We start from the raw sequence: 13,275 nt of genomic DNA, 5'->3' as shown, positions 1-13,275 counted from the left end.
AATAATTTATAACATTGTAACTTCACACTTTGTAACATCATAAACAGATTGCTTTAACATTGTGGAGGGATGGAACTTGATGAGTAGTTTTGGAATAACCATTGATGATATTCTTAAAAGGGAGACATTTAAACATGCAAAGGTTATCGCCGGTAAGAACGGATTACATAAACAGGTAAAATGGACACATATTTTGGAAACAGACCAATTTGACTCGTTTGTAAACGGTGGGGAGTTAATTCTTACAACTGGGGCAGGTCTGCAACTCGAATCGTCAACTGCATTAACCTATGTAAAAAAATTAATAAAGAGAGAGACCGTGGGCATTTGTGTAGAAATCGGCACACACGTTAGCCATATTTCTGAAGAGGTCATACAATTAGCCAATGAAAATCAATTCCCTATAATTATATTTGAACATTTTGTAAAATTTGTTGACATTACCCAGGATCTTCATTCGTTAATCATTAACCAGCACCACCAAATGCTCAATCAATTAAACGAACTCTCAACAACATTCAATGAACTTTCCTTGTTGCCCAATGGCATTTTGAAAATCCTTCAGGAGCTGCATACCTATTTAAAAAAAGACACCTTGTATATTACTGATGAAGCGCGATCTTATTACTATCCACCCGAAACGAAATACATAGAAGAAAAAATTCGGGCACATTTACCTGATTTGAATGATCAACGATTGATTTCACTGGTCGAGGGAAAGTTTGCTGTCGTACCTGTGAAGGGTTTGGGACAAATTTGGGGATTTTTATGTTTGCAGGTAGAAACAAACAGTTTGGAGGAATTTCTCTTTTCTGTGATGGATCGGGCCGCATTGGCGATTGCCCAAATCATGTTAAGAAACAGAACCATTGAAGAGCGGAAACAGAATGCAGAAGACAAAATTGTTCGAAACCTGTTACATGGAAAAGATTATGATATTGATGAACTGCAGGCAATAACACCTCTTTCCGAAAATGATTTCCATTACAGACTGATTGTCATGCAAACCGGCCAACCCGAAGTCAATCGTGATGAAGAGGACTGGAACGAAATAAAATTGCAACGTTCGGTGATGTTCCGTTCCCTGTTTAAACAACATGGATTCCAACCCGCCATATCCGTCGGTAAAAGTGACACCGCTATCATCGCTTCTTTTAGAGTGAAAGATGATTCCGATTATGATATTGCCAAGTTTTCGCAAATTGTCAAGAAGATACAAAATATGTCTGCCAAAAACATTTTTGATGGCAGTCAATGTATTTTGGGAATTAGTAAGGTTAATAGAGATATATCTTCATTGGTAACGAGTTATGAGGAAACAAAGAAAGTTCTTTCCCTGCAGCGGGCGAACATTGAAGCATCGATTTTTTATGAAAACATTGGTGTGTATCGATTGCTTCTTGACCATCATGGGGAACAATTAACATCATACATTACCGACTGTTTGGCACCTGTAATCAAATATGATCAGGACGCCAATAGCGAACTATTGAAAACGCTGGAAGTGTACTTGAACTGCTGTGGTTCCAAAAAAGAGGCTGCAGCGCAATTATTTATCGTTCGCCAGACGCTATATCATCGTTTAAGAAAAATAGAGGAGTTACTCGGAAAAGATTTTATGGAACCGGACAATCGTTTGGCCTTGGAAATAGCGATTAAGGCCTTTTATTTAGAAAAAGCAAATGGAAGTAGCTGAAAGAAATCATGAAACTTGGATTTCTTTCAGCCATTTGTTTTTATCTTGTGGTTAATTCCAAAACCGTCTGCAACACAACATGAACCCCGTTTTCACAGTCTTCCCATAGCGTCAGTTCATCTTCAGCATGACTCTTTCCATTTACACTTGGAACAAAAATCATCGCAGTTGGAATATAGGTCGCAATAAACTGGGAATCATGTCCGGCACCACTTACCATCCGCTTATAGGAATAACCGATATTTTTTGCTGATTGCTCCAAGGCATTTACAAGTTTCTCATCAAACCATACCGTATCCCGATCCCATTGTTTAGTTACTTTCACGTTACATTTTTCTTTGCCGGCGGATTCCGGAAGCCCCTGAATAATTTCCTCAACTTGCCGGATAGTTTTGGCATCCTGATGTCTTGCCTCGATAGTAAACACAACCTTATTTGGAATGACGGTATGAATGTTTGGGCTTACATTCATGCGGCCAATCGTATAAACCAATTTATCATCCAGTTTACTCATTTTCTCCCGTATCTCTGTCATCAGATTATTGGTAGCGAACAAGGCATCTTTGCGCATGGACATTGGTGTTGTACCAGCATGGTCGGAATCACCCGTAACTTCGATTTCATAATTGACCATGCCAACCACGCCCTCAACCACCCCAATCTGCAGTGACTCACTTTCTAATACCGGACCCTGTTCAATGTGTAATTCCAAAAAGGCAGCTGCGTCTTTTAAACGATTTTCTTCTTTCCCTGCAAAGCCGCTTGATTCAAGTGCTTCCCCAAATGTCACACCATCTTCATCCGTTGACTTGAGCATAGTTGGCTTATCAAATTTTCCTGAAATCACACCGGAAGACATCATCGCGGGTTCAAATCGCGCTCCCTCTTCATTGGTGATATTAGCTACTACAACAGGAACCTGTGGCCTAATGCCATTTTCAACCATCGTCCGAACCACTTCCAAACCGGTTAACACACCGAGTACACCATCAAATCGGCCACCCTTTTTTACTGAGTCCAAATGTGACCCGACAACTACTGGAGGCTGATCATTATCCATACTAGGCAACGTTGCATACATATTGGCCATATCATCATAGATAACCGTCATTCCAAGTTTTTCACATTCGGATTGGAAATGTTTCCTTACTTGAATATCCACATCAGATAACGCCAAACGCGTAACGCCATTATTTTCCGTTCGTCCGTAATCAGCGAATTCCTCTATGGTGTTTTTAAGCCGCTCTCTATTAATTCGTATTCCTTGTTTCTCCATCATTGATTGCCTCCCATTCTATCTCTTCTTCGTATTTACTCAGCCGCCTGTTTTTGCTGCTTGATGCAAAGTATGGCAAAATATTTACGACTATCCGGATTAGTTAAAAGTATTGTCTTTTTATCAAAGGTCGTTTTATGCATGAATTCAACTAAATCGCCGTCCAGCGTTCCTTTTGAATCACTTATGATATACCCTTTTTCAAGCAAATTATCCATTTGAAATTTTTCCGATTGAAAAGCATCATTGGTCGACAACGCCATCTTCCTCCTTCGCCACTTAATCTATCACTTCTTCCTGACTATTTCCGCTATTTTCCTCAATCACCCAATCACGGCCTACGGTAATTCCCAGATATTTTTCGTCACTTGGATCTTCTATTTCTGCCTGGGGAAACTTTTTGAAATACCAATGTTTAGCCAGTACATAGTAAATGGCACCCGCTAACACAAATCCGACAATAAACGAATAATCCATGAGCAGAATAGCGACAGCACCACCAATCACCCAGGCAATAAAACCAACAATGTTTACACCGCCATGGAATCTGAATTGCCCATTATGCTGGTACAGTTCCTGGACATTTACCCGTCGTTTCCGTAACAAATAATAATCAACAACAAGAATCCCGCTGATTGCCGACAAAACAGCTCCAAAGAATAAAAGTGCCTGCGTCAAGATTTCATAGACACTCCATGGCTGAATAATCGTTCCGACAATCCCGACAACAAATACCGCAATCGCATTGGATACTTTAGGCCCCAATACGTTGGAAAAAATAGCAGCGGCAGGTACAATATTTGCAGCCGTATTCGTCGACCACTGTGTCAGGATAATCATGAGCAGCAGCATCGCCAGCATCCAGCCAGACGCAGTCTCCTGCAGGGCATCAACCGGATTGGAGCTGCCTGCTACCATAAAGGCTGCCGCACCAATCATAATCATAAATGCTTCTGTCAATGGCATGGCGATCAGACTGCCGATCAAATTCGTTCTATTTCGTTTAAACCAATTTCTTTCATGTTTAGGTGCTTTAAAAAACCGAGATATGGTCGGGATATCACACCCCAACGTTGCCCAAAAACCCATATTGGCAAAAATAACGATGATAAACGCTGTAAACGCAGCACCCCCTGTAACAGGACTCGCTGCCCAAGCCCAAACATCGCCACCTTTGTCAACAATATCCGTTGTCAACGTGTGGTAGATGATTAACGATAGAATAATAATGATAGGGGCAGCAAAATCAGCAAATCGCTCCACCCATTTAATACCAGAGGCAGTATTAATCAGCTGGGCAAGGGCAAATACGATATAACATAATAACCAGTTATCAAATCCCGAATTAATCGTATGAATGATCGAATTGATCGCGGTTGAACCGAAATAAGTATTGAGCCCAAACCAAAATGATGCTGTAACTGCCCGGGCTATCGAGGGGATATGGGTACCCACGATGCCAAATGGTGCCCGCATATAAACTGGAAAAGACAAGCCATGTTCCACCCCGATATCGCCGACGATCGAAATAAAACCTCCAACTGCGATACAGCCGATCAATGTTGCCAGTACAACCCAGGGCAGAGGAATACTTTGAACGCCGGAAGCGCCAATATCAAAGGTTGCTAAAAGAATGGCCATTCCAACCCACATTGCAAAAAATCCCATGATTCCTATCTTCCGCTGATTGTAACCAACTGGAAGTAAATCCGGTGACTTAAGGTAAGCGTTGTTTTTGTCGGTCTTTCCCATTTTTCTTCCCCTTATAATTTATTGAGGCGTTTCAAAGCTGTTTGACTTCTACATCTGTCAAACAGCTTGCTCCTCGATCAATCACATCAACTCACAAAATCCTCCACCTTTTTCGTTTGTTTATTTTCACAGTAAAACGCATGAATAAGAAAATCATCTACTGCTATTGAGCATTTGCAAAGCAGCTTGCCGGTCATTCCAGGACATTGGCGGTTCCGTTTGCACCAGATCCACCATGTCAATTGCTCCCTCAACCGGACAAACGATGGAACAAAGGTTGCAGCCGACGCAATCATCTTCCCTGACCTTCAAGTATTCATCCCCATTTTCATCAACCAGCATATCGATACATTGATGAGCAGTATCTTCACAAGCAATATGACACTTATTGCAATTAATACAAACATCATTGTTGATACGAGCGACCATTCGATGATTTAAATCCAAATTACTCCAGTCCGTATATTTTTCTACTGATTTGCCAATGAGTTCACTAACCGAGGCAATCCCTTTCGCATCCAAATAATTGCTCAAGCCCTCGGTCAAATCATCGATAATACTGAATCCATGATGCATGGCTGCTGTACATATCTGCACGCCCCCGGCACCTATCAGCATAAATTCAACCGTATCTTGCCAGTTCGAAATGCCGCCTATTCCTGAAATTGGAATATGGAAATCCGGCTGCCGTGCACATTCGCCGACCATATTGAGAGCAATCGGTTTAACTGCCGGCCCGCAGTATCCGCCATGTGCTCCCTTACCGTTGACATTCGGTATCGGATTCCACGTATCGATATCTACGCCGATTAAACTGTTAATCGTATTGATCATACTGACCGCATCCGCTCCACCGCGTTCAGCAGCTTTTGCCGTTGCAGTTATATCGGTAATATTCGGGGTTAATTTGGTAATGACCGGCACTTCGGCGACTTCCTTGGCATACAGGGTTGACTTTTCTACCAAATCGGGATGCTGACCGACCGCCGATCCCATTCCACGTTCAGACATGCCATGCGGACAGCCAAGATTCAATTCAAAACCATCTACCCCGACAGCTTGCACCCGTTTAACAATTTCATGCCATTTATCCCGCTGTGGTTCTACCATTAATGAGGCAATGATGACCCGATCAGGGAATCGTTTCTTTGTTTCATAAATTTCCTGTAGATTCTCCTCAATGGGCCGGTCGGAAACCAATTCAATATTGTTAAAACCAGCTACCCGCTGACCATTAAAATGATAGCCACCAAAACGAGAAGTCACATTCAACACTGGTTCACAAAGTGTTTTCCATACTGCGCCACCCCATCCAGCTTCAAACGCACGCTGAACCTGGTACCCTGTATTCGTTGGTGGCGCAGATGCGAGCCAATAGGGATTAGGGGACTTAATTCCTGCAAAATTGATACTGATATCGGCCATGTTTATTCCTCCAATCTTTCTATACTTACTCCTTGGATTCTTTTAATTGCTGATGTACCACGTAGGCTGTTTCTTTTCCCTGTTGTGCAGCGGATACGGCCATCGCTTCCCCAACACCTTTGGCAAAAACCACATCACCCGCAGCATATACTTTCGGATGAGAAGTAAGAAAGGTTTTAGGGTCTACCTTCACAACACCACCATTATGTTCCAGACCGAATGCTTCGATTAGCTGATGATGCCGTGTCTGACCAATCGCTTTAATAACGATATCCACATCCATGAGAAATTCGGATCCCTTGATTTCAACTGGTCGCTTCCGTCCATCAGATTCGGCTTCTGTTAACTCCATGCGAACACATTCCATCTGTTTGATATGGCCACTATTATCACCAATCAGGCGTTTCGGTGTAACCAACCATCTAAATTCAACGCCATCCTGTTTGGCAAATTCGTATTCGAAATCATACGCCGACATTTCCGCTTCCGTCCGTCGATAGAGAATTTTAACGTTTTCCGCTCCAAGTCTGACGGATGTCGTTGCTCCATCGATCGCTGTATTTCCAGCCCCAATAACCGCGACACGTTTCCCGACAAATTCAGTTGGATAATTTCCGTTCTTTACTTCTTCAACCAAATCAATGGCGTCGTAAATTCCAGCTAAATCCTCCCCTTCAATGCCTAACATAGGGACCTTGGACATGCCGACAGCAACGATCACCGCATCATAATCACGTATAAGATCCTTTGCCAAAATGTCTTTGCCCACTTCGGTACCCGTACGAATCTCAACACCCAAATTTTCCACCTGTTCCACTTCCCATAAAGAAATATCCTTAGGCAGCCGAAATGGAACAATCCCATGCGTGTCTAAACCGCCCGCCTCCTCTTTAGCTTCAAAAATCGTCACCGCATAACCGAGTCGAGCCAGTTCACGGGCTGATGATAACCCTGCTGGACCACTGCCAACAACCGCAATCCGCTTTCCGTTTTTCTCTCCAGCTTTAAACAACACTTGCTCATTTTTCATCGCCCAGTCTGTTGCAAATCGTTGTAAGTCACCAATCATGATCGGTTTGGTAGAATGGTTGAGTACACAAGCTCCCTCACACAATTCTTCTGTTGGACAAACACGCGCACAGCTTGCTCCAATCGGATTTTCTTCCATAATCGTTGTTGCCGACCCTTTTACATTTCCGGATGCAATCTTTTTAATAAAACCAGGGATATTAATTCCAGTCGGGCAGGCTTTGATACAGGGTGCATCATAACAGTACAGACAGCGATTAGCTTCATCCAAGGCTTCCTGCGCATTGTAACTGGGCTTCGATTCATCAAAATTCTTTGCAAGATCATTTGCTGACAACATATTTTGCAATACATGTTCCAATAAAAGCCCTCCTTTCAAAGATCATCAGTTAAAACACATTCATTATTAAAGCTCCTGTACAATCCTTCATTAACCTGAAGTGATAATTGATTCGAAAATCACCCCCTAAATATCATTTTGTAGAAATAGCTTACTATTAAGAGAAAAAAAGTTCGAAACGCTTACATTGCCTATTTCACTTATATATTTTTTTAGAGTTAATTATATATTTAACATGGTGTAAAAAGATTGCTAACGATTGTTGGTCACTTTGTAATGGTAATTTGGATCAGCTGTACTATAACGGATGAAACTTTCCGCTTACTGCATCAACCGTAATAAAAAAATGACTGGGGAGATCTACGTCACCTTCCACAACCCAGTACGGCCGGTAAAATAGTTCCTGTTTGGTTAAGTTTAGTTTAGGAGCGGTAATGACTTTCTTTCTTGCAGAAATAGAATTGTATAAAAAGTCCTCCGCTATTTTCTTTGCCTCGGCAAATGTCAGGTCCAATGCAATGATGTTCTGGTCGGATACTTCCACTTTTGCAAGCTCTGGGAATGTATCCGCCAAAGCCCCAATCTTATTCACGCCATCAATGGTACAACCGACATATCCTTTTAACGGATGAAAGAACCTTCTTCTATCAATTGTGAATTCAAAAATTATATATGGATAATATACCAGCCGTTGTGCCTGGTACGTTCTCCCCTGATCCAACTGTTCCAACTGCTGTTTTATTTCCTCCTGGCTAAAGCCCAGTTGTTCCGCGTTAATGATCCTCAATATCATTCACCCTTTTACTGGTTTATAGATATAGGTAGAAATAACCTTTGCCTCAGGACTGATATCGCGATTGATATTTTTGTCGATGTTTTTTGGCAATGATCGTGGTATGCCCGTCAACGACATGCGACAGCCCCCATGTAACTAATCATATAGATTAAACTGGAGCCTAAAATCACACCCCATTGTCCTTAGTAGACATAGTCTTCGCCCCAAATACTTAAGTATGACAGGTCAATTTCATCAAAATCTGGCCTAGTACAAATTTATGTATGTAAACGAGCAATATTACAAGAAGAATTGGATTATTCCGACGATCTGGAATCTAGTATTATTGAATGTAATAGTAATCGTTAAACATCAACAGTGAATTATTTTACAAATTGTCCAATGGGAAAAATACTTGACTAATAAATGACTTACCGATAATCCAATTAAATCGGTAAAAATTGCCACGAACAGTCTCATCTGTCACATTCCTGATTTTCTTTATCGGATCCGTTACCATTATTGTTACCTTGTTGCCTGACTATCCCCAACCACTACATTATGAAAATGAATATTTCTCCACTGTTGGTAAAAGATACTGACAACCATACTTTCAACTCGATTTGGAGGAAAAAATCAATGACAACTGATCCAATAACTTCATCTGAGATTGCAACTCTTTGGATTGTTTATCAGAAAAAAACCATGATGCTAAGAGTGATTGAATCTTTTTTATCACATAATCAAGATCCAGAAGCTATAGAAATATTGCAAACCTTTCACGATGGAGAAAGCAACTTTGTTAATGAACTGAGTAATGTTTTCATACAAGAGGGTACAGCTGTTCCGATAGAGTTTACAGAAAATGATGTGAATCACAGTGCTCCAAGGTTGTTTGATGATGTTTTTGAAATCATGTATTTACGAACAATGATGAAAGTTGCTACAGGTCTTCATGCATTACACATGTCTATGAGTTATCGGAAGGACATCATGGAGATGCACAAAAGATTCTCGGCATTTTCAGAGGAATTTTGCATAAAGACGACACAGTTTTTATTAGAAAAAGGTTTGCTCCCAAAATCACCCGGGGTTACTTTACCCAACAAAGTAGAATTTGCGGATGGGAAGGATTATCGGTCAGGTTTTAAAATGATGGGCCATAGAAGATCATTAAGTACGGTTGAAGTGGCTTATCTTTATCAAGCGATTGAATCAAATGTTGCAGGGATGAAATTAATGACGGGCTTTGCCCAAGCGGCTAAGCATAAAGACGTTCAAAAATACTTTTTCAGAGGCAAGGAATTGTCCAAAACAATCATTGAGAAATTCAGTGAAGTGTTATTGGATAGCGATATTAATGTTCCGTCTACGGCAGCCGGAATAGTTTCAGACTCAACAGTATCACCCTTTTCAGATAAGCTTATGATGTATAATACATCCATTTTGACTAGCTTTGGTTTAGGCAGCAATGCTATCGGCACTTCCTTTAGCCTGAGGAAGGACTTGCCAGCAAAAATGGCAGTGGTTGGTAAGGATACTTTTACCTTTGCAAATGATGGAGGAGATCTCATGATTAAACACGGGTGGACGGAAGAACCTCCCCAAATGGAAGATAGAACCCAATTATCAAAAAAGCAGGGTAAGTAGGTTTTATGCTGACTTGTATAGCAACCAGTTTTCTAATCAAAAGATTGGTTGGTCAGACAACAGTCTTTCAGTGCTAGCAACTCGTTTTATTTTTTTATAAGGTTTTTACCTGAAAGTACATGTTCAAAAAGGAGGCGGCGTAGCTTTGAGCACCGGAATGTACAAAAGGGTACATGAGGAGCGGAAAAGCAAGCCAACGAGCTTCTTCAAAGGAAGGCCGACTAAAAACGGGCTTGCGCTCAGGCGTCGGCATACCCCTTTTGAAGGGGCATGTCATTTTTACCGGACTTTTTGAACATCCTCTAAAAAAGTAACTACCCGTAGTAGCCTATACTGGGTAGTTACTTTTTTACAAGCTGCATAGTTAGATTTCGTCTATAATTTTACACCCGCTTTAACTCCTTATCGGCCTTCGTATCATCAAAACATAGTGCAAATGGTTTTCCCGGGATAAACTTGCCATCACCTTTTTTGCCAACAAATGTCCCATCGTCAACCACGAGTTTGCCGCGAAGGAATACTTTATCCACTTTCCCTTCCTGCTTGTATCCTTCAAATGTGTCATAATCAACGCCATGCAAGCTATTTTCATTGGAGATAATGGACGATCCATGCGGGTCATACAACACAATATCGGCATCCATACCAACACCAATATGTCCTTTGCAATGGTCTAACCCCATGTTTTTGGCCGGCGTGGTTGCAAATAAGTCAACAAACCGTTGTCTGGAGATTTTTCCAGTATTTACACCATATGTCCACAGAATACCCAACCGGTTTTGTACACCCGGTGCGCCGTTTGGAATATTGGTAAAATCGTTCACACCCATATGTTTTTGCGATTCCCAGTCAAATCCGCAATGGTCGGTACTGATGGCGTTTAACCAGCCACGATCAACTGCTTTCCATAAAGCTTCCTGATCATCCTTGGTTCGTAATGCCGGGGACATCACGTATTTTGCCCCTTCGAAATTGGGCTTGGCTAAATCATTTTCATCAAGCATCAGATATTGGACGCAAGTTTCGCCATACACTGGCAATCCATCATTTTTTGCAGACCGGATAGCTTCCATCACTTCTTTAGCTGTGACATGCACAATATAAACCGGGGCCTCGGCTAAAGCTGCTAGCTGAATCACGCGCTGGGTTGCTTCCAGTTCTACCCGTGCCGGTCTGGATAACGCATGATAATATGGATCTGTCTTGCCCTCGGCTATCATTTTCTTTTGGAGAAAATCAATCACATCGGCATTCTCACAATGGACCATAACCGTAACGCCGGCTTTTTTTGCCGCTATTAGAGCCTTATAAAGAGCCTCATCATCACTATGGAACGGCATTCCTTTATAGGCCATAAATAATTTAACCGTAGAAATCCCTCGGCTTGGCAATTCAGCAATTTCCTCGAAAGTCGCATCAACCGGGTCACAGACAACCGCATGGTATGAATAATCTGCCATCGCCTGGGGAGCGACTTCATTTTTGTCCATTTCAAAAATCGTATCAGCCATGCCTTTTCCCTGTTCCTGATTAACAAATTCCACAACCGTTGTCGTTCCTCCAGCAACCGCAGCATTGGAAGTTTCAAATCCTCGTACCCGTTCCCCTTTAAATTCAAAGGAGTAATGGACATGTTGATCGACCCCACCAGGAAGAACATATTTCCCTTGGGCATCGACGATCTCATCAGCAGACGTATCCAACTGTTCCCCGACAGCAACTATTTTTTCTCCCTCAACTAATACATCTCCAACAAATTCATCAATTGCGGTTACAATGGTTCCGTTTTTAATTAATGTACGCATGTATATCCTCCTTTTAGAAAATTTGCAAGTGTTTAACTTGGTGTCGTCTGTGTTTTCTCATTTTTTGGTAGCTAAAGCTTTAACTACATGAAGTAACAAATCACCTCCCAATTTGATATCTGCATTACTTGTATATTCCTCAGGACAATGACTTTTTCCTCCCATACTTGGAATAAAAATCATCCCCACATCGGTCAAGTCCGTCATCATCGCCGCATCATGAACTGCACCGCTATTCATTTTCATATAGTTATAGTCACGCTTGCTTGCTATTTCTTCAATCACTTGAATAATTCTTGGCGATAGTGTTACGGGATCAGATGCACCAATCAATTCGATATTGCTATGGAGTTTGTCTTCATCAGCTACGGCATTTACTTTTTCTCTTATCTCGTTGGCGATGATATCGATTCCCTTTGTCTCTACATCTCTGACATCCACGTAGAACTCTACCTTTTGCGGGATCACATTCGGCATATTTGGCTGACAGGTTATTTTACCAACCGTGGCAACCGTTGTTGGTAAAGCTTGCGTTTTGGCTGCCTTACGTATATGCGAAATAATACTTGCTGCTCCCGCCAACGGATCTTGTCGCAAATTCATTGGTGTAGTGCCCGCATGATTGGATTCACCCTTCAAGGTAATTTTAAATGTTTTCATTCCGGCGATTGCCTGAACAATGCCAATTGATTGTTGTTGCGTCTCCAGCACCGCACCCTGCTCAATATGTAGTTCAATCATCGCATTTATTTCATCCTTGCCAAGAATGTCCTTTCCGGTACGCTCCACATCAAGGCCAAATTTTTTTATCACATCATAAGCTGAATCACCCGCCCCATTTGTGATCGTTTGGAGAGCAGTCAATCCATACTGGCCGGTCAATACCTTACTTCCCAGCATGGTAATACCGAAATTTGATCCTTCCTCCTCGGCAAAAATAATCAATTCGATCGGGCGGTGCAGGTTTACCTGTTCTTCTTTTAACACTCTAATCGTCTCCAAAGCTGTCAAAACACCAGTCAGTCCATCATATTTTCCGCCATTTTCTACAGTATCAATGTGTGAGCCGATCATAATGGAGGGCTTGTCAATTTCCTTCCCATACATGGCTCGAATATTTCCAACTGCATCTATCTTTACCGAAAGACCAAGCTTCTCTATCTGTGAGAAAAGATAGTTCCTTGCCTGCCTATCTTCATCACTATAGGAAAAACGAGTACAGCCATTATTTGGTGATTTTGTATAGCTAATAATTGTAGAAAAATCGCTTAGCATTCGTTTTAAATTAATTTCCACTTTTTACGATCCATCCTTTTTTTACGATCCATCCTTCGCGTTTTAATTCATAACATCAAAGAGAACCTTATCCAAACACAATTAATCATCTAATATAGCATTTTATGAATAAATATCTTTCTTATTACTTGATGACGTAAAATAGTTTGTGTAAAATATTTGAGACGAAAAAAAGAGGTAGGGTATCCTCAAAATTGGACAACAAATAAAGAGAGGAGAAACCCTACCATG

At 41.4% G+C, this 13,275-nt stretch carries 10 protein-coding genes; 2 read left to right on the top strand and 8 right to left on the bottom strand.

Annotated features, from left to right (window positions below; all coding sequences use genetic code 11):
- Window positions 1–79 precede the first annotated feature (79 nt).
- A complete protein-coding gene (locus tag ABRT01_RS11255; protein ID WP_269410034.1) occupies window positions 80–1,696 on the top strand; it encodes a PucR family transcriptional regulator in 1,617 nt (538 codons plus the stop codon).
- A gap of 40 nt (window positions 1,697–1,736) precedes the next feature.
- On the opposite strand, the gene ABRT01_RS11250 is transcribed toward ABRT01_RS11255, so the two are convergent.
- The 6 genes from ABRT01_RS11250 to ABRT01_RS11225 all read right to left on the bottom strand — a co-directional run bounded on the left by ABRT01_RS11250 (window position 1,737) and on the right by ABRT01_RS11225 (window position 8,305).
- Complete coding sequence (locus tag ABRT01_RS11250; RefSeq protein WP_367747230.1) at window positions 1,737–2,972, bottom strand: Zn-dependent hydrolase; 1,236 nt, start codon at window positions 2,970–2,972, stop codon at window positions 1,737–1,739.
- A gap of 35 nt (window positions 2,973–3,007) precedes the next feature.
- Window positions 3,008–3,235, bottom strand: a complete 228-nt coding sequence (locus tag ABRT01_RS11245) for a hypothetical protein (RefSeq protein ID WP_367747187.1) — start codon at window positions 3,233–3,235, stop codon at window positions 3,008–3,010.
- A 16-nt stretch (window positions 3,236–3,251) separates the two neighbouring features.
- On the bottom strand, window positions 3,252–4,724 hold the full coding sequence (locus tag ABRT01_RS11240) for an NCS1 family transporter (RefSeq protein WP_367747185.1): 1,473 nt from the start codon (window positions 4,722–4,724) through the stop codon (window positions 3,252–3,254).
- A gap of 153 nt (window positions 4,725–4,877) precedes the next feature.
- Complete coding sequence (gene preA / locus ABRT01_RS11235; RefSeq protein WP_367747183.1) at window positions 4,878–6,149, bottom strand: NAD-dependent dihydropyrimidine dehydrogenase subunit PreA; 1,272 nt, start codon at window positions 6,147–6,149, stop codon at window positions 4,878–4,880.
- A gap of 25 nt (window positions 6,150–6,174) precedes the next feature.
- Window positions 6,175–7,518, bottom strand: a complete 1,344-nt coding sequence (locus tag ABRT01_RS11230) for an NAD(P)-dependent oxidoreductase (RefSeq protein ID WP_367747229.1) — start codon at window positions 7,516–7,518, stop codon at window positions 6,175–6,177.
- A 298-nt stretch (window positions 7,519–7,816) separates the two neighbouring features.
- A complete protein-coding gene (locus ABRT01_RS11225; RefSeq protein ID WP_367747181.1) occupies window positions 7,817–8,305 on the bottom strand; it encodes a hypothetical protein in 489 nt (162 codons plus the stop codon).
- A gap of 627 nt (window positions 8,306–8,932) precedes the next feature.
- Between ABRT01_RS11225 and ABRT01_RS11220 the strand changes: the two genes are divergently transcribed.
- Window positions 8,933–9,943 carry a DUF3231 family protein gene (locus tag ABRT01_RS11220; protein WP_269410043.1) on the top strand — a complete coding sequence of 337 codons (1,011 nt, stop codon included), beginning with the start codon at window positions 8,933–8,935 and terminating at the stop codon, window positions 9,941–9,943.
- A 383-nt stretch (window positions 9,944–10,326) separates the two neighbouring features.
- Here ABRT01_RS11220 and hydA read toward each other — a convergent pair whose 3' ends face one another.
- A complete protein-coding gene (gene hydA / locus ABRT01_RS11215) occupies window positions 10,327–11,748 on the bottom strand; it encodes a dihydropyrimidinase (protein ID WP_269410045.1) in 1,422 nt (473 codons plus the stop codon).
- Window positions 11,749–11,805: 57 nt separating this feature from the next.
- Window positions 11,806–13,044, bottom strand: coding sequence for a Zn-dependent hydrolase (locus ABRT01_RS11210; protein WP_269410046.1), 1,239 nt, complete (start codon window positions 13,042–13,044; stop codon window positions 11,806–11,808).
- Window positions 13,045–13,275 lie beyond the last annotated feature (231 nt).

The sequence above is a fragment of the Lentibacillus sp. L22 genome (genome assembly GCF_040812445.1).
GTDB lineage: Bacteria > Bacillota > Bacilli > Bacillales > Amphibacillaceae > Lentibacillus_C > Lentibacillus_C daqui.
This window is presented reverse-complemented; position numbering and strand designations above follow the sequence as displayed.

What these genes read in the sequence shown, in the direction of transcription:
- ABRT01_RS11255 (WP_269410034.1), top strand. Translation starts at nt 80, where the DNA reads ATGAGTAGTTTTGGAATAACCATTGATGATATTCTTAAAAGGGAGACA.
- ABRT01_RS11240 (WP_367747185.1), bottom strand. Translation starts at nt 4,724, where the DNA reads ATGGGAAAGACCGACAAAAACAACGCTTACCTTAAGTCACCGGATTTA.
- preA (WP_367747183.1), bottom strand. Translation starts at nt 6,149, where the DNA reads ATGGCCGATATCAGTATCAATTTTGCAGGAATTAAGTCCCCTAATCCC.
- ABRT01_RS11230 (WP_367747229.1), bottom strand. Translation starts at nt 7,518, where the DNA reads ATGTTGTCAGCAAATGATCTTGCAAAGAATTTTGATGAATCGAAGCCC.
- ABRT01_RS11220 (WP_269410043.1), top strand. Translation starts at nt 8,933, where the DNA reads ATGACAACTGATCCAATAACTTCATCTGAGATTGCAACTCTTTGGATT.
- ABRT01_RS11250 (WP_367747230.1), bottom strand. Translation starts at nt 2,972, where the DNA reads ATGGAGAAACAAGGAATACGAATTAATAGAGAGCGGCTTAAAAACACC.
- ABRT01_RS11245 (WP_367747187.1), bottom strand. Translation starts at nt 3,235, where the DNA reads ATGGCGTTGTCGACCAATGATGCTTTTCAATCGGAAAAATTTCAAATG.
- hydA (WP_269410045.1), bottom strand. Translation starts at nt 11,748, where the DNA reads ATGCGTACATTAATTAAAAACGGAACCATTGTAACCGCAATTGATGAA.